26 protein-coding genes and 1 other annotated feature are annotated in these 22,801 nt (G+C 37.1%); of the genes, 23 read left to right on the top strand and 3 right to left on the bottom strand.

The features are described 5' to 3' along the window. The first annotated feature begins 521 nt into the window (after window positions 1–521). Entirely contained in the window at window positions 522–1,865 is a 1,344-nt protein-coding gene (locus tag ACUXEY_RS27315; protein ID WP_166705372.1) for a TrkH family potassium uptake protein, read from the top strand. Between the two features lie 33 nt (window positions 1,866–1,898). Here the strand turns inward: ACUXEY_RS27315 and ACUXEY_RS27310 are convergent, their stop codons facing one another. After that, window positions 1,899–2,291 carry an imidazole glycerol phosphate synthase gene (locus ACUXEY_RS27310; RefSeq protein WP_166705399.1) on the bottom strand — a complete coding sequence of 131 codons (393 nt, stop codon included), beginning with the start codon at window positions 2,289–2,291 and terminating at the stop codon, window positions 1,899–1,901. Between the two features lie 112 nt (window positions 2,292–2,403). On the opposite strand from ACUXEY_RS27310, the gene ytfJ reads away from it, so the two are divergent. Together ytfJ and ACUXEY_RS27300 are read left to right on the top strand one after the other, a co-directional pair. Then, window positions 2,404–2,871: a GerW family sporulation protein gene (gene ytfJ / locus ACUXEY_RS27305; RefSeq protein WP_078419312.1), complete on the top strand. Its 468-nt coding sequence runs from the start codon at window positions 2,404–2,406 to the stop codon at window positions 2,869–2,871. Between the two features lie 108 nt (window positions 2,872–2,979). Next, window positions 2,980–3,069 carry a hypothetical protein gene (locus ACUXEY_RS27300; RefSeq protein ID WP_000608225.1) on the top strand — a complete coding sequence of 30 codons (90 nt, stop codon included), beginning with the start codon at window positions 2,980–2,982 and terminating at the stop codon, window positions 3,067–3,069. Between the two features lie 365 nt (window positions 3,070–3,434). Here ACUXEY_RS27300 and ACUXEY_RS27295 read toward each other — a convergent pair whose 3' ends face one another. Together ACUXEY_RS27295 and ACUXEY_RS27290 are read right to left on the bottom strand one after the other, a co-directional pair. Continuing rightward, complete coding sequence (locus tag ACUXEY_RS27295; RefSeq protein ID WP_166705373.1) at window positions 3,435–3,674, bottom strand: YkuS family protein; 240 nt, start codon at window positions 3,672–3,674, stop codon at window positions 3,435–3,437. 125 nt (window positions 3,675–3,799) lie between these two features. Continuing rightward, window positions 3,800–4,039, bottom strand: a complete 240-nt coding sequence (locus ACUXEY_RS27290) for a DUF3911 family protein (RefSeq protein WP_000752504.1) — start codon at window positions 4,037–4,039, stop codon at window positions 3,800–3,802. 415 nt (window positions 4,040–4,454) lie between these two features. On the opposite strand from ACUXEY_RS27290, the gene ilvE reads away from it, so the two are divergent. The 20 genes from ilvE to ACUXEY_RS27190 all read left to right on the top strand — a co-directional run bounded on the left by ilvE (window position 4,455) and on the right by ACUXEY_RS27190 (window position 22,690). Then, entirely contained in the window at window positions 4,455–5,351 is an 897-nt protein-coding gene (gene ilvE / locus ACUXEY_RS27285; protein WP_048544941.1) for a branched-chain-amino-acid transaminase, read from the top strand. A gap of 17 nt (window positions 5,352–5,368) precedes the next feature. Then, window positions 5,369–5,596, top strand: a binding site (T-box leader). Between the two features lie 73 nt (window positions 5,597–5,669). Further along, window positions 5,670–7,370 carry an acetolactate synthase large subunit gene (gene ilvB, locus ACUXEY_RS27280; RefSeq protein WP_461302018.1) on the top strand — a complete coding sequence of 567 codons (1,701 nt, stop codon included), beginning with the start codon at window positions 5,670–5,672 and terminating at the stop codon, window positions 7,368–7,370. Next, the gene (gene ilvN, locus ACUXEY_RS27275) at window positions 7,367–7,876 is read left to right on the top strand and encodes an acetolactate synthase small subunit (protein ID WP_000822949.1); all 510 of its coding nucleotides are present in this window, start codon (window positions 7,367–7,369) and stop codon (window positions 7,874–7,876) included. Before ilvB ends, ilvN begins: the two co-directional genes overlap by 4 nt. Window positions 7,877–7,902: 26 nt before the next feature. Beyond that, window positions 7,903–8,913 (top strand): ketol-acid reductoisomerase, encoded by a 1,011-nt coding sequence (gene ilvC, locus ACUXEY_RS27270; protein WP_461302017.1) that lies wholly within the window; start codon window positions 7,903–7,905, stop codon window positions 8,911–8,913. A gap of 1 nt (window position 8,914) precedes the next feature. After that, window positions 8,915–10,435 carry a 2-isopropylmalate synthase gene (gene leuA / locus ACUXEY_RS27265; protein ID WP_461302016.1) on the top strand — a complete coding sequence of 507 codons (1,521 nt, stop codon included), beginning with the start codon at window positions 8,915–8,917 and terminating at the stop codon, window positions 10,433–10,435. Between the two features lie 77 nt (window positions 10,436–10,512). Next, a complete protein-coding gene (gene leuB / locus ACUXEY_RS27260; protein ID WP_461302015.1) occupies window positions 10,513–11,577 on the top strand; it encodes a 3-isopropylmalate dehydrogenase in 1,065 nt (354 codons plus the stop codon). Beyond that, entirely contained in the window at window positions 11,577–12,971 is a 1,395-nt protein-coding gene (leuC, locus tag ACUXEY_RS27255) for a 3-isopropylmalate dehydratase large subunit (protein WP_461302014.1), read from the top strand. Before leuB ends, leuC begins: the two co-directional genes overlap by 1 nt. Further along, on the top strand, window positions 12,949–13,530 hold the full coding sequence (gene leuD, locus ACUXEY_RS27250; protein WP_166705380.1) for a 3-isopropylmalate dehydratase small subunit: 582 nt from the start codon (window positions 12,949–12,951) through the stop codon (window positions 13,528–13,530). The genes leuC and leuD overlap by 23 nt, the downstream gene beginning before the upstream one ends. Before the next feature lie 308 nt (window positions 13,531–13,838). Continuing rightward, window positions 13,839–15,101, top strand: a complete 1,263-nt coding sequence (hisZ, locus tag ACUXEY_RS27245; protein ID WP_429603283.1) for an ATP phosphoribosyltransferase regulatory subunit — start codon at window positions 13,839–13,841, stop codon at window positions 15,099–15,101. Continuing rightward, entirely contained in the window at window positions 15,077–15,712 is a 636-nt protein-coding gene (gene hisG / locus ACUXEY_RS27240; protein ID WP_048526868.1) for an ATP phosphoribosyltransferase, read from the top strand. The genes hisZ and hisG overlap by 25 nt, the downstream gene beginning before the upstream one ends. Window positions 15,713–15,722: 10 nt before the next feature. Then, complete coding sequence (gene hisD, locus ACUXEY_RS27235; RefSeq protein ID WP_429603282.1) at window positions 15,723–17,012, top strand: histidinol dehydrogenase; 1,290 nt, start codon at window positions 15,723–15,725, stop codon at window positions 17,010–17,012. Beyond that, a complete protein-coding gene (gene hisB / locus ACUXEY_RS27230; RefSeq protein WP_166705383.1) occupies window positions 17,012–17,596 on the top strand; it encodes an imidazoleglycerol-phosphate dehydratase HisB in 585 nt (194 codons plus the stop codon). The genes hisD and hisB overlap by 1 nt, the downstream gene beginning before the upstream one ends. Then, window positions 17,597–18,226, top strand: a complete 630-nt coding sequence (gene hisH, locus ACUXEY_RS27225; protein ID WP_166705384.1) for an imidazole glycerol phosphate synthase subunit HisH — start codon at window positions 17,597–17,599, stop codon at window positions 18,224–18,226. Beyond that, window positions 18,199–18,918: a 1-(5-phosphoribosyl)-5-[(5-phosphoribosylamino)methylideneamino]imidazole-4-carboxamide isomerase gene (hisA, locus tag ACUXEY_RS27220; protein ID WP_429603281.1), complete on the top strand. Its 720-nt coding sequence runs from the start codon at window positions 18,199–18,201 to the stop codon at window positions 18,916–18,918. The genes hisH and hisA overlap by 28 nt, the downstream gene beginning before the upstream one ends. Beyond that, the gene (gene hisF, locus ACUXEY_RS27215; RefSeq protein WP_429603280.1) at window positions 18,912–19,670 is read left to right on the top strand and encodes an imidazoleglycerol phosphate synthase cyclase subunit; all 759 of its coding nucleotides are present in this window, start codon (window positions 18,912–18,914) and stop codon (window positions 19,668–19,670) included. The genes hisA and hisF overlap by 7 nt, the downstream gene beginning before the upstream one ends. Next, complete coding sequence (hisI, locus tag ACUXEY_RS27210; protein WP_087958058.1) at window positions 19,667–19,972, top strand: phosphoribosyl-AMP cyclohydrolase; 306 nt, start codon at window positions 19,667–19,669, stop codon at window positions 19,970–19,972. The genes hisF and hisI (ACUXEY_RS27210) overlap by 4 nt, the downstream gene beginning before the upstream one ends. Window positions 19,973–19,982: 10 nt before the next feature. Next, window positions 19,983–20,306 (top strand): phosphoribosyl-ATP pyrophosphatase, encoded by a 324-nt coding sequence (hisI, locus tag ACUXEY_RS27205; protein WP_166705387.1) that lies wholly within the window; start codon window positions 19,983–19,985, stop codon window positions 20,304–20,306. A gap of 12 nt (window positions 20,307–20,318) precedes the next feature. Beyond that, window positions 20,319–21,338, top strand: coding sequence for a histidinol phosphate phosphatase domain-containing protein (locus ACUXEY_RS27200; protein ID WP_461302013.1), 1,020 nt, complete (start codon window positions 20,319–20,321; stop codon window positions 21,336–21,338). Window positions 21,339–21,406: 68 nt separating this feature from the next. After that, window positions 21,407–21,574, top strand: a complete 168-nt coding sequence (locus ACUXEY_RS27195; protein WP_144613827.1) for a YozQ family protein — start codon at window positions 21,407–21,409, stop codon at window positions 21,572–21,574. A 144-nt stretch (window positions 21,575–21,718) separates the two neighbouring features. Further along, a complete protein-coding gene (locus ACUXEY_RS27190; protein ID WP_461302012.1) occupies window positions 21,719–22,690 on the top strand; it encodes an NAD(P)-dependent oxidoreductase in 972 nt (323 codons plus the stop codon). Window positions 22,691–22,801: the final 111 nt, after the last annotated feature.

Raw genomic sequence — 22,801 nt, 5'->3', positions numbered from 1 at the left:
AAATTAGGGAGGAACAACTTCGATACATATACTATAAAAGGTGGATGTGACCCCTATGTGAACATAGAGTGAAAGAGAGAGGAAGTTTTAAATAAATGGTAGAGTAAACAAAAAATAAGACCATCACAAATGATGGCCAAAGGAAGGGGACAATTTATGTCAATTTAATTAGGGATGGAAAGCTGTTCAAGACACTGGGGAATGTCTTATAAATTAGGGAGGAACAGCTCCGATACATATACTATAAAAGGTAGATGTGACCCTCATGTGAACATAGAGTGAAAGATATGAGAATTTGAGAAGCGATACATATAAAATGATTATTACAAGAGTTGTAGAGTAAGAAAAAATATAATAGAAAGTGTCTTGTCATAAATGAAATGAAGTCCGAGTATAAATAAAAGTTGAAAACTAGGAAAAAAAGGATTATGCTCAACTATATTATAAGAATATAAGGTTTATCCCGGTGTCTAAAGTTTCTTATAAGCTTTTATTTATAAGGGGAAAAGGGAGTTAGTGAAATGGAAGTAACAAAAAGACAAGGTCTGTATAATCGTTTTATACGATTAAATCCACCACAAATATTAGCATTAGGTTTTTTCTGCTTAATTGTGGTTGGCGGTTTGTTATTAAAGTTACCATTTGCAACGAAAGTACATATTAGTTGGGTAGATGCTTTCTTTACGGCAACGTCAGCAGCAACTGTAACGGGATTGGGAGTAGTAGATACTGCAAGTACGTTTACGATGTTTGGCGAAATTGTAATTATGTTTTTAATTCAAACAGGCGGTCTAGGTCTTATGACAATTGCCATTTTAATTGTTTGGGTATTAGGAAAAAAAATCGGATTACGCCATCGCTTATTAATTGGAGAGGCATTTAATCAGACAAATATAGGTGGTCTCGTAAAATTAGTAAAACGTGTCTTTATATTTTCAATTTGTATTGAGCTTATTGGAGTCATCTTTTTATCGTTTCGCTTTATTCCAGAGTTTGGCTTTGGAAAAGGTGTATACTATAGTATTTTTCACGTTATTGCATCTTATAATAATGCTGGATTTGCTCTATGGCCGGATAATTTAACAAGGTATGTAGGAGATCCTATTATTAATATTGGGATTTGTTCTTTAATCGTAATAGGTGGCCTCGGTTTTACTGTATTAATTGATATATGGTATAGCCGTAGCTTTCGAAAATTATCACTTCATTCCAAAATCATGATTGTTGGAACAGTAGCGCTAAATGTGATAGCGATGGTTGTGATTTTCGTATTGGAATATAATAATGTGAAGACGTTAGGGAATTTACCTTTAAATGAAAAGTTATGGGCTTCTTTCTTCCAAGGTATTACTCCTCGTACTGCTGGATTTAATACAGTTGACTACGGGGGAATGGAAGAATCATCTATATTATTTACGATGGTTTTAATGTTTATTGGTGCAGGAAGTGTATCAACAGGTGGAGGGATTAAATTAACAACGTTTGTTATTTTAGTTACATCTGTCCTTTCTTTCTTTAGAAAGAAAGAGGAAATCGTATTATTTCAGCGCACAATAAAAATGTCGACAGTAACGAGGGCGTTAGCGATTGCTGTTGCCAGTCAAATACTCATTTTTGCAGCGGTATTTGTATTAATGCTTACAGAAGACTTTAGTTTTATTCAGTTATTATTTGAAACAATTTCAGCATTTGGTACAGTAGGATTAACGATGGGGATTACTGCAAAGTTATCAGCGTTTGGAAAATGTATTATTATGTTTGTTATGTTTTGCGGATTAATTGGTCCGTTAACACTTGTCTTTTCTTTAGCGCGACCAGCAAAACAAAAAATTAAATATCCATCGGAAGATGTATTTACAGGATAAGGTATCCCGCATAAGCGAGATACCTTTTTCTTTTTAAAAAAGGGAGAACAATAATCCAACAAGTGCTACTCGGAATAAAATTGCAATGAGTGCTGCAATTCCGCCGACGATCGCAGCGATACCACCAGTTACAGTAGCTCCGCGATTATAAGCGTAAATACCTAGTAATACAGAAACAAGACCAAATAATGTTGGGAAGGTAAAGAGTGATAAGATAGATAAGGCAAGAGCGATAAAGCCAGCAGTTGATCCAGCGGCGGAGGATCTTACCTCACCTGTATGATCCTTCTCATCGTAATCATAATCAATGCGCTGTGGTGCAACTTCAGCTGCATACTCTTCTTTATAGTCACTATAATCACTATCTATTCTATCTCTTTTTTTATACTCATCAAATTTCTCAGTCAAAGTCATGACTCCTTTCATAACAAGGTTCAATAGTAGTATGTATCTCTTTTTCCTTTTTATCCGAGTATGTACAGGGAGTAATATCCATTTAAAAGGTGGAAATTGTTTTTTTGAAATAGGAAAAGTTAGTATGACTTCCTCTATTTTGGAAAGTATAAAAAAGAATAATGAGGAAAGGGTGCAATACATAATGGAACATCCAATTGAAAATTTAATGAAAACAGCAATGACAAATTTAAAAGAGATGGTAGATGTAAATACAATTGTGGGCAGCCCAGTTTCAACAGCTGATGGAAATGTAGTATTAACAGTATCACAAGTGGCCTTCGGTTTTGGAGCTGGCGGAAGTGACTTTAAAGGTGATTTTATTTCTGAAAAACATAATAATGGACAAGGGCAGCATAAAGAGCACAAGCAAAGTCATCCATTTGGAGGCGGGAGCGGGGCTGGGGTTTCGATTAGCCCAGTTGCTTTTTTAGTAGTTGGTTCTAACGGTGTGCAAGTGTTGCACCTCAATAGTAGTACACATTTAATTGAGAAGGCTTTAAATACTGTACCAAGCACTGTGGATAAATTTGTAAATAATCGTCAAAAGTGAACTTGCATTTTTTAGGAATTATGATATATTAGAAAAAGTGCGCTTTAGGATGATCGGAATAATTGAACTTTAAATATATATGATGTGTGGAATAAGGGAGAGGAATTTATGATTAATATCAAAAACTTAGTAGTTGGCTTATGTATGTTAGTAAGCGGCTTTGTTGTATATGTAATAAAAGAAAAAGCCCCATTCTAAAACAGACAAACCGTTACTGTCTGTTTTTAATTTGTAAAAAAAGTTGACAATTTATTGTATTGGTGTTAAAATTTTAATTCGTGTCTCGGTTACAGCTAGTATAAAGTAAATAACTCTTATGAATACAATACGAAAAGTTTGCGAAAGATCGGGTAATTTTACTAACAACTTTTGTGAACAAACCCTATAAATTGTGCTTGTAAGCTTTATATGTATACTAGTGAATCAAGGAGCGGTCAGTGGAACCGTAATGATGAGAGAGAGGTAGGGCTTTCATCCAGTATATATGTTACTTTCCCGTTAGGTGAATATAAAAAAGAGGACTCCTTTTCAAAAGGAGTCCTCTTTCTTTTTATAGATGAAATTTAAGTGCGGCTCTCAACTTGCTGACAAATATCATCTGTTGTTAAACCGTGAGCTGTAATTACCGATCCTTTAATTGATGCATCTGCAATCCCCATCATATTGGAATCTTGCCCAGTTACAACACAACAATCGCATCCTTGTGCATCCTGCTCGGAGTTAAGGATAACAACTTCATGTCCTTGTTGCTGAAGAGCTTGCTGAACATCTGTTAATGAGTTTTCAACGCCGATTCTAGCCATAATTCTCACCTCCTACCATCTAGTTGCTAGTATGCTCAAGTACATCGCATATATTTATGCAAAGATGGTAGGAAGCATATATTTATCTTCTATTTACGGATAGTTTGATTAAAGTATCACTTTATTTAGTCGTTATATACACCAGTAAGCATTTGACTTACGAATTGATCGTTTAAAGTATCTTGAGCGGAAGAAGTATTTGAATGGATATCGATTGAAGCAATAAAGTTATTATGTTCTTTATTATTTGGTTCTACCTCTACATAGTTATCGAATTTACAAAAACCTTTCGTATCCATTAGGTCAAATAGTTGAAGCATTTCTACTACCTCTTGTCTCGTTCCTTTAATTTGTACACACGCCATATTGATTTCCTCCTTCATTTTGACAAATTGTTTTTTAAAAATAGAATTATGATTCCGAAATGAAAAATATGAATGTTATTTTTAGACAGCGTTATTTTTATTATTTTCCCCCTTTTTCAGCAAAAGTCGTTGTATATTCCCGAATTTATAAAAACGGACGTCCGTTTATTGAATACAATAGATTCGTATCAATTGATGAAAATCCTTCTTTTAAACAAATATTTTTTTAGTGAAAATTGGCGAAAAAAATTTTTTGACTTTTTGTAAACGTTAACAATGCTGTTAAATCAATATAATCAAAGATGTACGTACGATTAAAAATTATAAATTTTCTAAAAATTAACTTGATTTATTTAGAAAGGAGAGTAAACTAGGAAACAATAAAAAATTCATAGAACATAGGAGGCGCTTTCCAGTGAACGAGCAATGGATTTTCTTAAATGGAGAATTTGTTCCAAAAGACGAGGCAAAAGTTTCAGTATATGATCATGGTTATTTATATGGAGATGGAGTATTTGAAGGGATTCGAGTTTATAGCGGTAATGTTTTCCGTTTGAGAGAGCATCTTGTCCGGTTATATGAATCAGCAAAATCCATCATGTTAGAAATTCCATATTCTTTAGATGAAGTAACGAATATTGTTGTTGAGACGATTCGACAAAATAAATTATCTAATGGATACATTCGCCTAGTTGTATCGAGAGGAGCAGGAAATCTTGGGTTAGATCCGGATTCTTGTAAGAAACCGAATGTAGTAGTAATTGCAGAGCAACTATCTTTATTCCCGCAAGAATATTATGAAAAAGGGATTCCAGTTGTAACAGTTGCAACGCGCCGAAACCGTCCAGATGTATTGTCGCCTCAAGTAAAATCTTTAAATTACTTAAACAATATTTTAGTTCGCATCGAAGCAAAATTGGCTGGAGTACAAGAAGCGCTTATGTTAAATGATCAAGGATATGTAGCTGAAGGCTCAGGGGATAACGTGTTTATTGTAAAAGGAAATAAATTAATTACACCACCAAGTTCTGCTGGAGCGTTAGAAGGTATTACACGAAACGCTATTTTAGAAATTGGTGAAAAACTTGGATATGACGTTAGAGAAGAGTTATTCACAAGACATGATGTATATGTAGCTGATGAAGTATTTTTAACAGGAACAGCAGCTGAAGTAATTGCTGTTACGACAGTAGATGGTAGAACGATTGGTTTAGGGCAAACGGGTCCACATACGAATCGTTTATTGGAAGAATTCCGAAAGTTAGTTGTAGAAGATGGAGAGAAGATTTACGAAGAAAATAAAGTTGGATAACAACTCTTTATAACAATAAGAAAGCGTTGAGAGGGAGGAGTAGTTGATTGTGAAGCCTCACAGAGAGTCGGTGGTTGCTGAAAACCGATGGTTCACGTCGACGAACATCGCCCTTGAGTGCTAAGCTGAAGCATTTGTCTAGGCTTAGACGGTAGCTCCGTTATTAGCTAGACTCATTTATGGGTCACTGAGGCAAGAGTATTCTTGCGAAGAAGGGTGGTACCGCGAAATCTTTCGTCCCTTCAGCACATAGCTGGAGTGTGGACGTAGGATTTTTTTTATTGATAAAAGTTTTCAAAAAGGGGGCTTATAAGAACAATGTCTTCAAAAACGGAAGAGAAACTGGCAACTGGTGCACAGCTATTGTTAGAAGCGTTAGAAAAGGAAGGAGTAGAAGTAATTTTCGGTTATCCTGGTGGTGCTGTTTTACCTCTTTATGATGCACTCTATGACTGTGAAATTCCGCATATTTTAACAAGGCATGAGCAAGGAGCTATTCACGCCGCGGAAGGGTATGCCAGAATTACTGGCAATCCAGGGGTTGTCATTGCAACGAGTGGGCCAGGTGCTACAAATGTTATTACGGGTCTAGCAGATGCGATGATTGATTCATTACCACTTGTTGTATTTACAGGGCAAGTAGCAACGACATTAATTGGAAGTGATGCTTTCCAAGAAGCGGATATTATGGGGCTTACGATGCCAGTGACAAAACATAACTATCAAGTGCGAAAGGCTTCAGATTTACCTCGAATTATTAAAGAAGCATTTCATATTGCTAGAACAGGAAGACCAGGCCCAGTCGTTATTGACCTTCCGAAAGATATGGTAGTAGAGCAAGGAGAACGATGTAATGACGTACAAATGGATTTACCAGGATACAACCCAAATTATGAACCGAATTTACTCCAAATAAACAAATTATTACAAGCAATTCGTACTGCAAATAAGCCGTTAATTTTAGCTGGAGCAGGTGTATTACATGCGAAAGCATCAAAAGAGTTAACAAGTTTTGCGCGTAAATATGAAATTCCTGTTGTGCATACATTACTTGGTCTTGGTGGGTTTCCGCCAGATGATGAACTTTTTCTAGGGATGGGAGGAATGCACGGTTCTTACACAGCCAATATGGCGTTATATGAATGCGACTTACTTATTAATATAGGTGCAAGATTCGACGATCGTCTTACTGGGAATTTAGCTTATTTTGCTAAAAAGGCGACTGTTGCGCATATCGATATTGATCCAGCCGAAATCGGAAAAAATGTGCCGACTGAAATTCCTATTGTTGCAAGTGCTAAGCGAGCTTTGGAAGTATTACTTCAACCAGAAGGAAAGAAAGAAAATCATCATGAATGGATCTCTTTACTAAAGAGTAGAAAAGAAAAGTATCCATTCTCTTATAAACGAAATTCGGAAAGTATTAAGCCTCAATACGCAATTGATATGTTATATGAAATTACGAAAGGAGAAGCGATTGTAACAACAGATGTTGGGCAACATCAAATGTGGGCAGCCCAATATTATCCGCTCAAAACTCCTGATAAATGGGTAACTTCAGGAGGATTAGGAACGATGGGCTTCGGATTTCCAGCAGCAATTGGTGCGCAAATTGCAAAGCCTGAGGAACTAGTTATTGCAATTGTAGGTGACGCTGGATTTCAAATGACCTTGCAAGAATTAAGTGTGTTAAAAGAACACTCATTGCCTGTTAAAGTATTTATCTTAAATAATGAAGCTTTAGGAATGGTAAGACAATGGCAAGATGAATTTTATAATCAAAGATACTCGCACTCTTTACTGTCGTGTCAACCAGATTTCGTAGCTCTTGCGAATGCGTATGGCATAAAAGGAGTTCGTATAGATGATCCACTTCTTGCAAAGAAGCAAATACAGCAGGCGATTGAATTACAAGAACCAGTCGTAATTGATTGCCGTGTACTTCAATCAGAAAAGGTAATGCCGATGGTTGCGCCAGGGAAAGGTGTTCACCAAATGGAGGGAGTGGAAAAAAGGTGAAGAGAATTGTTACAGCGACAGTTCGAAATCAAAGTGGTGTGTTAAACCGAATTACGGGTGTTATGACACGAAGACATTTTAATATTGAAAGTATTTCAGTAGGTCATACGGAATCATCGGACATATCGCGGATGACGATTGTTGTACACGTTGAAAATGAACAGCAAGTGGAACAGTTAATTAAACAACTTCATAAGCAAATTGATGTTCTGAAAGTATCAGATATTACAGAAGAAGCGATGATCGCAAGAGAACTTGCACTTATTAAAGTAGCAACATCAGTAGCAAGAGCAGAATTATATAGTTTAATTGAGCCGTTTCGAGCCACTGTAATAGATGTTGGGAAGGATTCCATAGTTGTGCAAGTAACAGGTACGCAGGAGAAAGTAGAGGCATTAATTGAATTACTTCGTCCATACGGTTTGAAAGAAATCGCTAGAACAGGTGTAACAGCATTTACACGCAGTATGAAGAAGCAAGATAAACAAGTGATGTTAATTCAATAATCATTTAAATATAGGGGGAAATGAAAATGGCAAAAGTTTATTATGAGAAAGATGTAACGGTAAATGTATTAAAAGAAAAGAAAGTAGCAATCATCGGATACGGCTCGCAAGGTCATGCGCATGCGCAAAATTTACGTGATAACGGATTTGATGTAGTAGTAGGTTTAAGAAAAGGGAAGTCTTGGGATAAAGCGAAAGAAGATGGATTTTCTGTATATACAGTAGTAGAAGCGGCAAAGCAGGCTGATGTAGTAATGATTTTACTACCGGATGAACTGCAGCCAGAAGTATATGAAGCGGAAATTGCGCCAAATTTAAAGGCAGGAAATTCTCTCGTTTTTGCACACGGATTTAATGTTCACTTTGATCAAGTGAAACCACCAGTGAATGTAGATGTATTTTTAGTAGCACCAAAAGGTCCAGGTCATCTTGTGCGCCGTACATTTGCGGAAGGCGGAGCTGTTCCTGCATTATTTGCAGTATATCAAGATGCAACAGGAGTTGCGACTGAAAAGGCACTTTCTTATGCTGATGGAATTGGAGCGACGAGAGCTGGTGTACTAGAAACGACATTTAAAGAAGAAACGGAAACAGATTTATTTGGAGAGCAAGCTGTACTTTGCGGCGGAGTAACTGCGCTAGTAAAAGCTGGATTTGAAACGTTAGTTGATGCCGGATATCAGCCAGAACTTGCATATTTTGAATGTTTACATGAACTAAAACTAATCGTTGACCTTATGTATGAAGGTGGACTTGAAAATATGAGATACTCAGTTTCAGATACAGCGCAGTGGGGTGATTTCGTATCAGGACCACGCGTTGTAACGGAAGATACGAAGAAAGCGATGGGTGCAGTGCTAGCAGAGATTCAAGATGGTACATTTGCAAGAGGCTGGATTGCAGAGCATAAAGCAGGAAAACCAAATTTCCATGCGACAAATGAGAAAGAAAATGAACATGAAATTGAAGTAGTTGGACGTAAATTACGTGAAATGATGCCTTTCGTACAACCGCGAGTAAAGGCAGGGGTTAAGTAATATGAAGCAGATTTTGTTCATGGATACGACGCTACGTGATGGCGAACAATCACCAGGAGTAAATTTAAATGAACAAGAGAAATTGCAAATCGCAAGGCAATTAGAGAGACTAGGTATTAATGTCATGGAAGCTGGATTTGCAGCAGCTTCCGAAGGGGATTTTCAATCGGTAAAACGCATCGCAAATACGATTCAAAATGCTACAGTTATGAGTTTAGCTAGAGCGAAAGAAAGTGATATTCGAAGAGCATATGAAGCGGTGAAAGGTGCTGTATCCCCTCGTTTACACGTATTTTTAGCTACGAGTGATATTCATATGAAATATAAACTTTGTATGTCAAAAGAAGATGTATTAGATAGTATTCACCGCTCGGTTACACTCGGGAAATCATTATTTCCGACAGTACAATTTTCTGCAGAAGATGCGACAAGAACAGCAAGAAATTTTTTAGCTGAAGCAGTTGAAGTTGCAATTCGTGCAGGAGCGAATGTAATTAATATTCCAGATACAGTTGGATATACGAATCCAGAAGAATATTATTCTCTTTTTAAATACTTACAAGAATCCGTTCCTTCATATGAAAAAGCAATTTTCTCTTGTCATTGTCACGATGATCTCGGGATGGCTGTAGCCAATTCATTAGCTGCAGTTGAAGGAGGAGCGTTGCAAGTAGAAGGAACAATTAATGGGATTGGAGAAAGAGCAGGGAATGCAGCGTTAGAAGAGGTTGCAGTTGCTCTTCATATTAGAAAAGATTTCTATAAAGCAGAGTCTTCTATGACGCTAAAAGAAATTAAAGCGACAAGTACATTAGTAAGTAGATTAACAGGTATGGTTGTACCGAAAAATAAAGCGATCGTTGGAGCGAATGCGTTCGCTCATGAGTCAGGAATACATCAAGACGGTGTTCTAAAAGAAGTGACAACATATGAAATTATTGAACCGGAGCTAGTAGGCGAATCTCAAAACTTATTTGTACTTGGAAAACATTCTGGCCGTCACGCGTTTACAGAAAAAATGAAAGAGCTTGGCTATGAATTTACGAAGGAAGAAAGAGATGCGGTGTTTGAAGCGTTTAAAAAATTAGCTGATCGTAAGAAGGAAATTACGGAGGAAGATTTACGTGCGCTTATGATTGGGGAAGCAGCATTTGCGGCTCAGCAATATAACATTACGCAACTGCAAGTACACTTCGTATCAAATAGTACACAATGCGCGACAGTTGTACTAAAAGATGAGGAAGGAAATGTATACGAAGATGCAGCTACTGGTTCTGGTAGTATTGAAGCGATTTACAATGCAATCCAAAGAATTTTAGGATTAGAATGTGAATTGGCAGATTATCGCATACAATCTATTACACAAGGTCAAGATGCACTGGCTCATGTACATGTTGAATTAAAAGAAGGGACGCATCAAGTATCAGGTTTTGGTGTCGCGCAAGACGTATTGGAAGCGTCGGCGAGAGCATATGTCCATGCAGCGGGGAAATTGAAATCTTTTATCCAGCTTGTGAAATAAGTTTTAGATAGGTGAGAGAAGCATTTCTCATCTATCTAATTAAAGTTCTGAAAATTCAGTTAAAAGGAGTGTTGAAATTGGAAAAACGTATCGTTTGTTTAGCTGGTGATGGTGTTGGCCCAGAAGTTATGGAAAGTGCGAAGGAAGTATTGCATATGGTAGAGAGGCTATATGGGCATCGTTTTCATTTGCAAGATGAGTACTTTGGCGGGAGTGCTATCGATTTAAATGGGCAACCATTACCACAACGGACGCTTGCCGCCTGTTTAACAAGTGATGCGGTATTACTAGGAGCGGTTGGTGGACCAAGGTGGGATGGTGCGAAAGAAAGACCGGAAAAAGGATTATTAGCTTTAAGAAAAGGGCTTGGTGTATTTGCGAATGTTCGCCCTGTAACAGTAGAAAGCGCAACGGCACATTTATCGCCATTAAAAAAGGCTGATGAAATTGATTTCGTTGTCGTTCGTGAGTTAACAGGTGGGATTTATTTTTCTTATCCGAAAGAACGAACGGACGAAGTAGCAACAGATACACTTACGTATCATCGTCATGAAATTGAACGTATCGTTTCCTATGCCTTTCAACTAGCAAGTAAGCGGAAGAAAAAAGTAACATCGATTGATAAGGCGAATGTTTTAGAGTCTAGTAAACTATGGAGAAATGTGACAGAAGAAGTAGCACTTCGTTATCCAGACGTTGAACTAGAACATATTTTAGTAGATGCCGCTGCGATGGAGTTAATTCGGAATCCAGGACGGTTTGATGTAATTGTAACGGAAAATTTATTTGGAGATATTTTGAGCGACGAAGCTTCGGTATTAGCTGGATCATTAGGAATGCTTCCATCAGCAAGTCACGCGGAAAAGGGACCTTCATTATATGAGCCTATTCACGGATCAGCGCCAGATATTGCCGGGAAAAATAAGGCGAATCCAATTGCGATGATGCGCTCTGTTGCGATGATGCTGGGGCAATCGTTCGGATTAACGAGAGAAGGGTGTGCAATTGAAGAAGCAATTTCAGCAGTCCTTAAATCAGGAAAATGTACAGCTGATATCGGCGGGACTGAAACGACAACTTCATTTACGAAGGCAGTTATGCAAGAAATGGAAGAGCAAGCGCTAGTAGGGAGAGGGAGATAATGGGGAAAAGGTTACTAGATAAACTTTGGGAAAGACACGTAGTTACGACAAACGAAAATGGATTGGATTTATTATATATCGATCTGCACCTTGTTCATGAAGTAACGTCACCGCAAGCCTTTGAAGGCTTGCGGCTTACAAATCGAACGGTCCGCAGACCAGATTTAACATTCGCAACGATGGATCATAATATCCCAACGAAAGATGTTTGGAATATTACCGATCGCATTGCGAAGCAGCAACTAGATACAATTCGGGAAAATTGTAAACAATTTCAGGTGCCATTAGCGGATATCGGAGATGAAGAGCAAGGGATCGTTCATGTTATCGGACCAGAACTAGGGCTCACGCAGCCAGGAAAAATAATTGTTTGTGGTGATAGTCATACAGCAACGCACGGTGCGTTTGGTGCGCTAGCATTCGGCATTGGTACGAGTGAAGTGGAACATGTATTGGCAACGCAAACGTTATGGCAACGTAAACCGAAAGCGATGGGCATTGAGTTAAAAGGGAAATTACAGAAAGGTGTTTACGCAAAAGATATTATTTTGCATCTCCTTTCAAAGTACGGTGTAGCAGTTGGAACTGGATACGTAATGGAATTTTACGGAGAGACAATTGGAGCTATGGAGATGGAAGAGAGAATGACGCTTTGTAATATGGCAATTGAAGGAGGAGCGAAGGCTGGCATTATAGCACCAGATGAAAAAACATTTACTTACGTAAAAGGGCGTAAATATGCACCGAAAGACTATGAAACTTTCGAGAAAAAATGGTCTGAACTTTATACAGATGTAGATGCAATGTATGATTTACATATTTTGATAGATGTGACGGATTTAGCACCGTACGTTACGTGGGGAACAAACCCGAGTATGGGTGTTCGTATTGATGAAAAATTGCCAGAAAAGCATGATGCAAATGACGAAAGAGCATTTTCTTATATGGGATTAAGCCCTGGACAAAGTACGTATGACATTCCAGTTCAGCATGTTTTTATTGGATCTTGTACAAATTCCAGGCTCTCTGATTTAGAAATTGCTGCATCTGTTGTGAAAGGGAGAAAGGTAAAAGAAGGTGTGCGAGCACTCGTTGTGCCTGGATCGAAAAGAGTAAGAGAAGCTGCGATGCAAAAAGGACTACATCACATCTTTGAAGAAGCAGGATTTGAATGGAGAGAACCTGGATGTTCAATGTGTCTTGGAATGAATCCAGATCAAGTACCTGAAGGAGAACATTGTGCTTCCACTTCAAACCGTAATTTTGAAGGAAGACAAGGAAAAGGAGCGCGAACACATTTGGTTAGCCCAGCAATGGCGGCAGCAGCTGCGTTATATGGTCATTTTGTTGATACTAGAAAGGAGAGTTATGATGGAGCCATTTCGTATTCATAAAGGTACTGCCGCAGTACTGATGAATGATAACATTGATACAGATCAAATTATTCCGAAGCAATATTTAAAGAGAATTGAAAGGACGGGATTTGGAAAATATTTATTTGATGAGTGGCGTTATGATAATGAACGACAAGAAAACCCTAATTTCCCACTTAATGCACACGAAAGAAAAGGAGCGAGTATATTAATTACAGGTGATAATTTTGGATGTGGTTCTTCAAGAGAACATGCACCTTGGGCGCTTGCTGATTATGGTTTTCGCGTTATTGTCGCTGGCGGGTTTGCAGATATTTTTTATATGAATTGTATGAAAAATGGTATGTTACCAATTGTAATGGATAAAGAAATGCGCGAACAACTTGCCAAAACGGATGCGAGAGAACAAATAGAAGTAGATTTAGAGAATGAAGTCATTACAACGAGTACGCACAGGCTTCATTTTACAATCGAGAAAATGTGGAAAGAGAAATTATTAAATGGTCTAGACGAAATTAGTATTACGATGCAATATGAACAAGAAATTGTAGAATATGAAAGGAAAGTAGCTTTATATTAAGAAATAACGGAATGTTCAAAATGTATTTACATTCAGAATTAAGTATTATATACTATGTAAAAATCAGAGGAGAAAGGGAGTAAGTATTATGAAAACAATGCAATCTATTAAAATGCTTACACAACTACATCATCATACATAAAGCCCTTGAACCTAGCGTGAAAACGTGTAGGCACAAGGGTTATTCCCGTTGTACCTACACTCTACTAAAGAGCCTTGTAGGTATTTTGTCTACAAGGCTCTTTTTATTTTCGGTTTAGGTGAATGAAATAGGCATACATTAGAAAGGGAAAGGTGTGAGAATTTAGATGACAAAATGGAAGCGTGCAAACCCAAATGGAACGAGAGATTATTTATTCGAAGAATGTACGTTAATTGAAGAAGTGGAGCAAAAATTAAGGCGTACTTTTTTAGAGAGAGGTTATGAAGAAATAAGGACACCTACAATTGAATTTTATGATGTGTTTGCCTTTCAAAATAGACCGATAGATGAAGAAAAGATGTATAAATTTTTTGATGAAAAGGGACGGATTATCGTCTTGCGTCCAGATATGACAATTCCTTTAGCGAGAGTGATTGGAACGCAGAGATGTGATACGCCACTTAAAGTAACGTATAGCGGGAATGTATTTCGAGCGAATGAGTCTCTTACTGGAAAATATAATGAGATTGTACAAAGTGGTATTGAAATTATCGGGATTGATAATGTAAGAGCGGAAATTGAATGTGTCATAAGCGTTATTCAATCACTTCAAAAGTTGAAAGTACAATCTTTTACAATAGAGATTGGGCAAGTGCAGTTATATAAATGTATTGTAAAAAAGCTCTCTATTCATGAGGAAGAAGAGAAAGTACTTAGAACGTATATTGAAAGTAAAAATTATGCTGCGCTATCAAATTTTATTAGAGAAAAGAAATTAGATCGATGTGATGAAACAGTCAGATTACTGGAGAAATTACCAAGGCTTTTTGGGAATTTAGAAGTGATTGAGGAGGCAGAAAAACTTGCCTCAAGTAATGAAATGAAAATGGCTATTGCAAGAGTGAAAGAAATATATGAAGCGATTGAAAAACTAGGCTATGGATCTTACATATCAATTGATTTAGGTATGATTCAACATTTGGATTATTATACAGGTGTTATTTTCAAAGGGTATATATATGAAATTGGGGAAGAAATTGTTAGTGGCGGAAGATATGATGAGCTAATTGGAAATTTTGGAGAAATGTTGCCGGCTGTTGGACTCGCGGTGCAAGTCAATCAAATTGTGAAGGCACTACAAGAGCAACAAGAGCCATATGAACGAAAGAGAATAGATATTATCATTCATTATGAGTTAAATAGATTAGCAGAAGCGGAACGATTACGAAGTTTACTTCAAAAGGACGGAAAAAAAGTAGAGCTATCTTTATTCTCTAATGTAAATGACACCTTTCAATTTGCAAGAAAAAATCAAATCGGAACGGTCGTTGAGGCAAAGAATGAATCATTAGTGGAATATGTGTGGAAAGAAAAATGGGTAGTCCAGAAAGAAGGAGAAACTTCATGCGTAACATTCAAATTGCGTTAACGAAAGGAAGATTAGAAAAACATGTGATTCCGCTCTTTGAGCAAATTGGAATTGATTGTTCAGAACTCAAAAATAAAGGAAGAAAGCTTGTCTTTCAAAGTAAAAATACAGATATCTCATTTATTTTAGTGAAAGCAGTAGATGTTGCTACTTATGTGGAACATGGAGTAGCTGATATTGGAGTCGTTGGAAAAGATGTTTTAATGGAAAACGAGAAAGATATTTATGAAATGTTGGATTTAGGAGTAGGTGTGTGTAAGTTTTGTGTTGCTTCTATTCCTACTTATAACGCGAAGAGCTACCGGAAGAAACGTATTGCGACGAAATATCCACATATTACTTCTAACTATTTTCATGATAAAGGAGAAGATGTAGAAATTATAAAAATAGAAGGTTCGGTAGAAATTGCGCCTATTCTTGGATTGGCAGATGCGATTGTTGATATTGTTGAAACAGGAAAAACATTACAAGAAAACGGGCTCATTGTATTTGAAGAAATGTGTTCTATATCCGCTCGAATGATTGTAAATAAGGCTGCATTAAAAACTAAAAAAGACGAAATATTCAGTATTATAAATATGATGGAACAAGAAATTTTATCAGGAAAATAGGGGGATTAAAATGGAAATCGTTTATGAAGATTTCAAAGAGGCGTTATCGAAAATAAAATTGCTACGAGAAAACGCTAATATAATAGAAGAAACTGTTCAAAGAAGTGTAAGTGAAATCGTTCAAAATGTAAGGGAAAGTAGGGATGAGGCCCTATCTTTTTATACAAAAAAGTTTGATGGTGTAAAGGTTAAAGAATTTCGCGTAAGTGAAGAAGAAATAAAACAAGCGAGTATGTTTGTCGAGAATTCATTTTTAGAAGCGTTACAAGAGGCGCAGAAAAATATTATTTCGTATCATGAAAAGCAAAAAAGGCAATCCATATTCGATTGCGAGAGTGAAGGCATCATTAGAGGACAAATCATTCGGCCATTAGAGAATGTAGGAGTATACGTGCCGGGCGGAACTGCTTCATATCCTTCGTCAGTATTAATGAATGTATTGCCAGCAAAACTCGCTGGTGTGAAAAAGATTGTAATGGTAACACCGCCGAGAGAAGGAGGGATTGATCCACATATTTTAGTTGCTGCAAGCCTTGCAGGAGTAGATGAAATTTATACGATAGGTGGTGCGCAAGCAATTGCTGCTTTAGCGTATGGGACGGAATCGATTCCGAAAGTGGATAAAATAGTTGGACCAGGAAATTTGTACGTCGCTCTAGCGAAACGAGAAGTATACGGAATAGTAAATATTGATATGATTGCTGGACCGTCAGAAATAGTAGTTATTGCTGATGAAACCGGTAATGCAAAATATATCGCTGCTGATTTACTGTCACAAGCAGAACATGACGAGAGAGCAACAGCAATTTGTATTACAACGAATATAGAGTTAGCAAAAGAAGTAGAAAAAGAGATAGAAAGACAGTTGGAAACATTACCAAGAAGCGAAATTGCACGTGAATCGATGAATAGAAATGGAGCTGTTTTTATCGTTCCTTCTTTAGATGAGGCACTACAATTATCGAATGAAATCGCCCCGGAACATTTAGAGTTACATATAAAAGAACCGATGAATGCTCTAGCTTATGTGAAACATGCAGGATCTATTTTTCTTGGACCATATGCACCAGAACCGCTCGGTGATTATTTAGCAGGACCGAATCACGTGTTACCGACAAGTGGAACGGCAAGATTTTTCTCGCCGTTATCAGTCGATGATTTCGTGAAAAAATCAAGCTTTCTGTTTTATACGGAGGAAGCGTTAAAAGATGTACAACATCATATTGTAGAACTTGCCAATAAAGAAGGGTTACATGCGCATGCGAGAGCAATTCAAATAAGATTTGGGGAGGAAGAATAATGCGTGAGTCTAGTCAAATACGTGAGACGACAGAAACAAAAATAAAATTAAGTTTGCAGCTTGATGAAGGAAAGAGCGTTTCTGTACAAACGGGAGTTGGATTTTTTGATCATATGCTAACTTTATTTGCAAGGCATGGAAGATTCGGTTTGCAAGTGGAGGCGGAAGGCGATGTATTTGTTGATGCGCATCATACAGTTGAAGATGTTGGAATTGTACTCGGAAATTGTTTGAAAGAAGCATTGCAAAGTAAAGAGGGGATTAACAGGTACGGCGCAGCATATGTACCGATGGATGAGTCTTTAGGCTTTGTTGCAATTGATATAAGTGGACGCTCGTATATTGTATTTCAAGGAGAATTAACGAATCCGAAGCTAGGGGATTTTGATACAGAACTAACGGAAGAGTTTTTTAGAGCAGTTGCTCATGCTGCCAATATTACATTACATGCTCGCATTTTATATGGAAGCAATACACATCACAAAATTGAAGCATTGTTTAAAGCATTTGGTAGAGCGCTTAGAGAAGCAGTCGAAAGAAATGCCAACATTACTGGTGTAAATTCAACGAAAGGGATGTTGTAATTGATTGCTATTATAGATTATGGAATGGGAAATATTCGTAGTGTAGAACAAGCATTAAAATATATTGGAGCAGATTACATCGTAACGAGTGAAAAAGAAGAGATTTTTAGAAGTGATGGAGTGATTTTACCAGGAGTAGGTGCATTTCCAAAAGCGATGGATGTATTGGAAGAAAAAGATTTAGTGAGTGTGTTAAAAGAAGTCGGGCGGTCAGGAAAACCGCTTCTAGGCATTTGCTTAGGAATGCAGCTATTATTTGAAAAAAGTGAGGAACTACAAGACTGTAACGGATTAAGTTTATTGCCAGGTGTTATTCGAAAGTTAAAGGTTCCTTATAAGATTCCACATATGGGATGGAATGAGTTAAAGAAAGAGGGAGAAATAGCACTTTGGAATGGAGTAGAGGATGGTTCTTTCGTATATTATGTCCATTCTTATTACGCAGATTGTCCAAATGAAATTGTGTATGGAATAAGTGAATATGGAGTGAACGTACCTGGTTTTGTAGCAAAAGGAAGTATATATGGCGCACAGTTTCATCCTGAAAAAAGTGGTGACATAGGAATGCAAATGTTGAAAAATTTCAAAGGAGTGGTAGAAGCATGGAAATCTTCCCAGCTATCGATTTAAAAGAAGGTCGATGCGTTAGACTTTATCAAGGCGAGTTTAGTAAAGAAACAGTAATGAATGAAAATCCGGTTGCACAAGCAATTATATTTGAAAAATTGGGAGCGAAAACACTACACATTGTTGATTTAGATGGTGCAGTTGCTGGCGAGTCGTTAAACTTGTCTGTCATTGAAAGAATTTGTAAGGCAGTACGAATTCAAGTGCAAGTTGGAGGAGGAATTCGATCACTTATAGCGGTAGAGAAGCTATTGTCAGTAGGGGTAGACAAAGTGATTTTAGGAACAGCCGCTCTTTATGATAAGGCGTTTTTAGAAGAAGCAGTTCTTCTATATAAAGAGAAAATCATTGTTGGTATTGATGCGAAAAATGGTTTCGTAGCAACGAGAGGTTGGCTTGATATGTCTGAAATTTCTTACATTGATTTAGCGAAGCAAATGGAGAATGTAGGTGTTCAAACGATTGTGTTTACAGACATTTCGAAAGACGGGACACTTTCAGGGCCGAATGTAGAGCAATTGGAGTTACTACAAAAAAGCGTTTCTATTCGCCTTATTGCTTCTGGAGGAGTGGCATCTATTCAAGATGTGAAGAAATTAAATGATATGAATATATACGGCGTCATAATTGGTAAGGCCCTTTACGAGAAAACGATTGATTTAGAAGAAGTGTTAGAGGTAACAAAGTCATGTTAGCGAAACGAATTATTCCTTGTCTAGATGTGAAAGAAGGGCGAGTCGTAAAAGGTGTAAATTTTATAGGATTACAAGACGTCGGTGATCCTGTTGAAATAGCCGCTTTATATAACGAGGCGGGAGCAGATGAAATAGTATTTTTAGATATTACGGCAACGCATGAAGGACGAAAAACGATTATAGATGTTGTAGAAAAAACAGCTTCAAAAGTATTTATTCCTCTTACAGTTGGCGGGGGGATTTCAAGTGTTAAAGATATGTACAATTTACTAAGAGCTGGAGCAGATAAAGTTTCAATTAACTCAGCAGCAGTGCGAAATCCGAAGCTAATCAAAGAAGGGGCAGAACACTTTGGCTCACAATGTATCGTCGTCGCAATTGATGCTAGAAAAGTAGCAGAAGGTAAGTGGAATGTATATGTGAACGGCGGAAGAGTTGATACAGGAATGGATGCAATCTGGTGGGCAAAGCGTGTTACCGAGCTAGGAGCAGGTGAAATTTTGTTAACGAGTATGGATGCAGATGGAACGAAAAACGGATATGACCTTCGTTTAACAGAAGAAATTTCAAAAAGTGTTTCCGTACCAGTCATTGCGTCAGGCGGATGTGGTCATGCTGATCATATTATAGAAGTTTTTCAAAAGACAACAGTTGATGCAGCTTTAGCTGCATCCATCTTTCATTACGGTGAGGCGACAGTGCAGGACGTAAAGAGAAAATTAAAAAATGGAAACGTTGAGGTGCGGTTATGAAACCTAACTTTTCAAAAGGACTACTACCAGCAGTCGTAATTGAAGAAGGTACAAAAGAAGTTTTAATGCTAGCTTATATGAATGAAGAAGCATATGAAAAAACGCTAGAGACGAAAAGAACATGGTTTTATTCTCGTTCAAGAAGGTCGTTATGGAATAAAGGAGAAACATCAGGACATATCCAATCTGTGCAATCTCTTTATTTAGATTGTGATCAAGATTCAATTGTTGTCGTCGTAAAGCAAGTGGGACCTGCTTGTCATACGGGAGAGAAGACATGTTTTCATTACAAAATTATTTAGGGGGATACATATGGAAAACGCCTTTACATTACTATTTGGAACAATTGAAGAACGAAAGAGAAATCCACTTCCTGAATCATATACAAATTACTTGTTTTCAAAAGGAGAAGATAAAATTTTAAAGAAAATTGGTGAGGAATGTACGGAAGTAATTATCGCATCTAAAAATAATGATAAAGAAGAGTTAGTGAAAGAAATGGTTGATGTATTGTATCACTGCTTCGTTTTATTAGCCGAAAAAAATATATCATTAGAAGATATTATGGAGGAAGTAACAGAAAGAAATGGGAAGCTTTCGAGATTAGGGGACAGAAGAGAAATAGATACATTATAAGGGGGAATATGTATGAAAGTGGATTATCACATTCATTTAGAAGAAGGGCCGTATTCAATAGGATGGCTAGCTAAAATAAATGAAGCACTGCAACATTATGAACCACTTAAAGAAGAAAAACATTCTATGGAATGGCTTGTGAAAACACAAGAACGTCTGCAAAGGCGTGTGAAAGAAGGGCCATTTACAACGAAATGGATTGATTTATATTTAGAAGAAGCTTTGCGAAAAGGTATAAAAGAAGTTGGGATTGTCGATCATTTATACCGTTTTTATGAAGCGAAAGAATACTATGAAAGATATGTCGATATTAGTGATTCGAAGCTTGGTCGTTTACAGAAGGAATGGTTAGACCAAGTAAGGGTAGCGTCACTACATGATTTTACAAAGGCAATTGAAGAGGCAAAAGAACGGTGGAGTAAAAGAGGTGTTACGCTTAAACTTGGAATTGAAGCGGATTATTTTATTGGTGGTGAACAACAATTACAATCTTTACTCGCATTAGGAGATTTTGATTATGTAATTGGTTCTGTTCATTTTTTAAATGGATGGGGATTTGATAATCCAGATACGAAAGAATATTTTAAGGAACATGACTTATATGCTTTATATGATACGTTTTTCAAAACGGTGGAGTGTGCAGTTCGTTCTGAGTTATTTGATATAATAGCTCATCTTGATAACATAAAAGTATTTAATTACCGACTAGATGAGAATGAACAACTTTCTTATTATAAGGAAATTGCGCGTGCGTTAGTAGAAACAAATACGGCAACGGAAATAAATGCGGGATTGTACTATCGATACCCTGTGCGCGAGATGTGCCCGAGTCCACTATATTTACAAGTATTAGCTAAGCACGGGGTCCCGATTACACTTTCCTCAGATGCTCATTATCCGAATCATTTAGGAAAATATGTGGAAGAGAATATAAAGACGTTACGCAATCATGATATTTCGCATGTAGCTACATTTACGAAACGAGTAAGAACGATGCGATTGTTTGAAGAAGAAGTTACAATTTTAAAATGATCATGATTTTTTGATGAAAACCTACCTTTTTGTTCAAAATAAGAAAGAATAAAAAGGAGGGTAAAGAAATGGCGAGACAACAAAATAAACAAAATGTACAAGGTGCACAGCAACAAGCGTATACTTCTGAAACGAATGCTACTTCTCAATCCGTTATCGAGGAACAAATTAGTGATACAGTTGCAGAAGGAACGATCGATGTGAAGCTTGGAAAAGAATCACAAGAGAAAGCATAAGAAGAGAGGAGACTTGCATCTCCTCTTTTTTCATGGAAAAGTGTCGATTTTCAAAACTATAATCAAATTCCTTGGTTTTTATATGTGGATTTCTTACAATGAAAGATAAGAGCTATCTTATTTTCTGTAGAAGAGGTGTTAGTAGTGGCAAAAATATTAGTAGCAGGGAAAATTCCAGCAATCGGATTAGAACTATTAAAGGATCATGATGTAGAAATGTACGATAAAGAGGCGTTAATTTCTTTAGATGAATTAACAGAGCGTGTAAAAGATAAAGATGCATTGTTAAGCTTACTTTCTACAAAGGTGACAAAAGAAGTGATTGATGCGGCACCTAATTTAAAGATCGTTGCAAACTATGGTGCTGGTTACGATAATATTGATTACACGTATGCTGGAGAAAAAGGGATTTCGGTAACGAATACACCGAAAGTATCAACGGAAGCGACAGCTGAATTAACATTTGCACTTCTTTTAGCAGCTGCACGTAGAATTCCTGAAGGTGATACGTTATGTCGTACAACTGGATTTAATGGATGGGCACCGTTGTTTTTCTTAGGCCGCGAAGTACACGGTAAGACAATTGGAATTATTGGCCTTGGAGAAATCGGAAAGGCAGTTGCAAAGCGTGCAAAAGCATTTGGAATGAATATTTTATATACAGGACCAAATCGAAAGCCTGAAGCTGAAAGTGAACTGGAAGCAACATATGTAACATTGGAAGAATTATTACAAACAGCAGACTTTATTACAATTAACTGTGCGTATAATCCGAAATTACATCATATGATTGATGAGGAACAGTTCAAAATGATGAAGAAAACAGCGTATATTATAAATGCTTCACGTGGACCAATTATGCATGAATTTGCACTTGCTCATGCATTAAAAACGAATGAAATTGAAGGGGCGGCTCTTGACGTGTTTGAATTTGAACCGAAAATTACGGAAGAGCTAAAAGGATTAAAGAATGTAGTACTAGCTCCTCACGTAGGAAATGCAACATTCGAAACGCGTGATGCGATGGCTGAAATGGCAGTAAGAAATATTTTAGCCGCATTAAACGGTGAAGAGCCTGTAACACCTGTAAATCAAAAAGTATTAGTTACAAAATAAAAAGAAACCTTCCGGAATGAACTGTACCCCGAATCATGGACACTTAAAAAAAGCCCTATGATTCGGGGTTTTTGTGTATTTTTATCAAAAAACCTCGTTATAATGGATCCA

This window comes from Bacillus sp. F9_6S_D1_P_5 (genome assembly GCF_054823925.1).
This window is presented reverse-complemented; position numbering and strand designations above follow the sequence as displayed.

What these genes read in the sequence shown, in the direction of transcription:
- ACUXEY_RS27315 (WP_166705372.1), top strand. Translation starts at nt 522, where the DNA reads ATGGAAGTAACAAAAAGACAAGGTCTGTATAATCGTTTTATACGATTA.
- ACUXEY_RS27310 (WP_166705399.1), bottom strand. Translation starts at nt 2,291, where the DNA reads ATGAAAGGAGTCATGACTTTGACTGAGAAATTTGATGAGTATAAAAAA.
- ytfJ (WP_078419312.1), top strand. Translation starts at nt 2,404, where the DNA reads ATGACTTCCTCTATTTTGGAAAGTATAAAAAAGAATAATGAGGAAAGG.
- ACUXEY_RS27300 (WP_000608225.1), top strand. Translation starts at nt 2,980, where the DNA reads ATGATTAATATCAAAAACTTAGTAGTTGGCTTATGTATGTTAGTAAGC.
- ACUXEY_RS27295 (WP_166705373.1), bottom strand. Translation starts at nt 3,674, where the DNA reads ATGGCTAGAATCGGCGTTGAAAACTCATTAACAGATGTTCAGCAAGCT.
- ACUXEY_RS27290 (WP_000752504.1), bottom strand. Translation starts at nt 4,039, where the DNA reads ATGGCGTGTGTACAAATTAAAGGAACGAGACAAGAGGTAGTAGAAATG.
- ilvB (WP_461302018.1), top strand. Translation starts at nt 5,670, where the DNA reads ATGTCTTCAAAAACGGAAGAGAAACTGGCAACTGGTGCACAGCTATTG.
- ilvC (WP_461302017.1), top strand. Translation starts at nt 7,903, where the DNA reads ATGGCAAAAGTTTATTATGAGAAAGATGTAACGGTAAATGTATTAAAA.
- leuA (WP_461302016.1), top strand. Translation starts at nt 8,915, where the DNA reads ATGAAGCAGATTTTGTTCATGGATACGACGCTACGTGATGGCGAACAA.
- leuC (WP_461302014.1), top strand. Translation starts at nt 11,577, where the DNA reads ATGGGGAAAAGGTTACTAGATAAACTTTGGGAAAGACACGTAGTTACG.
- leuD (WP_166705380.1), top strand. Translation starts at nt 12,949, where the DNA reads ATGGAGCCATTTCGTATTCATAAAGGTACTGCCGCAGTACTGATGAAT.
- hisZ (WP_429603283.1), top strand. Translation starts at nt 13,839, where the DNA reads ATGACAAAATGGAAGCGTGCAAACCCAAATGGAACGAGAGATTATTTA.
- hisG (WP_048526868.1), top strand. Translation starts at nt 15,077, where the DNA reads ATGCGTAACATTCAAATTGCGTTAACGAAAGGAAGATTAGAAAAACAT.
- hisD (WP_429603282.1), top strand. Translation starts at nt 15,723, where the DNA reads ATGGAAATCGTTTATGAAGATTTCAAAGAGGCGTTATCGAAAATAAAA.
- hisB (WP_166705383.1), top strand. Translation starts at nt 17,012, where the DNA reads ATGCGTGAGTCTAGTCAAATACGTGAGACGACAGAAACAAAAATAAAA.
- hisA (WP_429603281.1), top strand. Translation starts at nt 18,199, where the DNA reads ATGGAAATCTTCCCAGCTATCGATTTAAAAGAAGGTCGATGCGTTAGA.
- hisF (WP_429603280.1), top strand. Translation starts at nt 18,912, where the DNA reads ATGTTAGCGAAACGAATTATTCCTTGTCTAGATGTGAAAGAAGGGCGA.
- hisI (WP_087958058.1), top strand. Translation starts at nt 19,667, where the DNA reads ATGAAACCTAACTTTTCAAAAGGACTACTACCAGCAGTCGTAATTGAA.
- hisI (WP_166705387.1), top strand. Translation starts at nt 19,983, where the DNA reads ATGGAAAACGCCTTTACATTACTATTTGGAACAATTGAAGAACGAAAG.
- ACUXEY_RS27200 (WP_461302013.1), top strand. Translation starts at nt 20,319, where the DNA reads ATGAAAGTGGATTATCACATTCATTTAGAAGAAGGGCCGTATTCAATA.
- ACUXEY_RS27195 (WP_144613827.1), top strand. Translation starts at nt 21,407, where the DNA reads ATGGCGAGACAACAAAATAAACAAAATGTACAAGGTGCACAGCAACAA.